At 57.7% G+C, this 1,702-nt stretch carries 1 rRNA gene (cut by a window edge); it reads right to left on the bottom strand.

What is annotated here, in order from left to right:
- Nucleotides 1-1,615 (bottom strand): 23S ribosomal RNA (locus ACWIF2_RS40460); its annotated part reaches 1,305 nt to the left of the window's first position; the annotation flags it as partial.
- Between the last annotated feature and the right edge of the window lie 87 nt (nucleotides 1,616-1,702).

The raw sequence follows: 1,702 nt of genomic DNA, 5'->3' as shown, positions 1-1,702 counted from the left end.
GTTCGGCGGCTCCACCACTTTCCTTTCCCCGAAGGGTCCGGAACGGCTTCACGGCCTTAGCATCACGATGCTCGATGTTTGACGCTTCACAGCGGGTACCGGAATATCAACCGGTTATCCATCGACTACGCCTGTCGGCCTCGCCTTAGGTCCCGACTTACCCTGGGCAGATCAGCTTGACCCAGGAACCCTTAGTCAATCGGCGCACACGTTTCTCACGTGTGAATCGCTACTCATGCCTGCATTCTCACTCGTCAACCGTCCACAACTCGCTTACGCGGCTGCTTCACCCGGCAGACGACGCTCCCCTACCCATCACGATCCCCGTTGGGGGTATATATCGCAATGACACGACTTCGGCGGTACGCTTGAGCCCCGCTACATTGTCGGCGCGGAATCACTAGACCAGTGAGCTATTACGCACTCTTTCAAGGGTGGCTGCTTCTAAGCCAACCTCCTGGTTGTCTCTGCGACTCCACATCCTTTCCCACTTAGCGTACGCTTAGGGGCCTTAGTCGATGCTCTGGGCTGTTTCCCTCTCGACCATGGAGCTTATCCCCCACAGTCTCACTGCCGCGCTCTCACTTACCGGCATTCGGAGTTTGGCTAAGGTCAGTAACCCGGTAGGGCCCATCGCCTATCCAGTGCTCTACCTCCGGCAAGAAACACACGACGCTGCACCTAAATGCATTTCGGGGAGAACCAGCTATCACGGAGTTTGATTGGCCTTTCACCCCTAACCACAGGTCATCCCCCAGGTTTTCAACCCTGGTGGGTTCGGTCCTCCACGAAGTCTTACCTCCGCTTCAACCTGCCCATGGCTAGATCACTCCGCTTCGGGTCTTGAGCGTGCTACTAAAATCGCCCTGTTCGGACTCGCTTTCGCTACGGCTTCCCCACCCGGGTTAACCTCGCAACACACCGCAAACTCGCAGGCTCATTCTTCAAAAGGCACGCAGTCACGAGACACCAGCAAGCTGATGTCCGACGCTCCCACGGCTTGTAGGCACACGGTTTCAGGTACTATTTCACTCCGCTCCCGCGGTACTTTTCACCATTCCCTCACGGTACTATCCGCTATCGGTCACCAGGGAATATTTAGGCTTAGCGGGTGGTCCCGCCAGATTCACACGGGATTTCTCGGGCCCCGTGCTACTTGGGTGTCTCTCAAACGAGCCGCTGACGTTTCGACTACGGGGGTCTTACCCTCTACGCCGGACCTTTCGCATGTCCTTCGCCTACATCAACGGTTTCTGACTCGTCCCACGGCCGGCAGACCGTGGAAGAGAGATCCCACAACCCCGTATACGCAACCCCTGCCGGGTCTCACACGCATACGGTTTGGCCTCATCCGGTTTCGCTCGCCACTACTCCCGGAATCACGGTTGTTTTCTCTTCCTGCGGGTACTGAGATGTTTCACTTCCCCGCGTTCCCTCCACACTGCCTATGTGTTCAGCAGCGGGTGACAGCCCATGACGACTGCCGGGTTTCCCCATTCGGAAACCCCCGGATCAAAGCCTGGTTGACGACTCCCCGGGGACTATCGTGGCCTCCCACGTCCTTCATCGGTTCCTGGTGCCAAGGCATCCACCGTGCGCCCTTAAAAACTTGGCCACAGATGCTCGCGTCCACTGTGCAGTTCTCAAACAACGACCAGCCACCCATCACCCCACCCTTACAGGCGAGTTCACTGGGGCCGGC

Source organism: Streptomyces sp. NPDC055506 (genome assembly GCF_053643595.1).
This window is presented reverse-complemented; position numbering and strand designations above follow the sequence as displayed.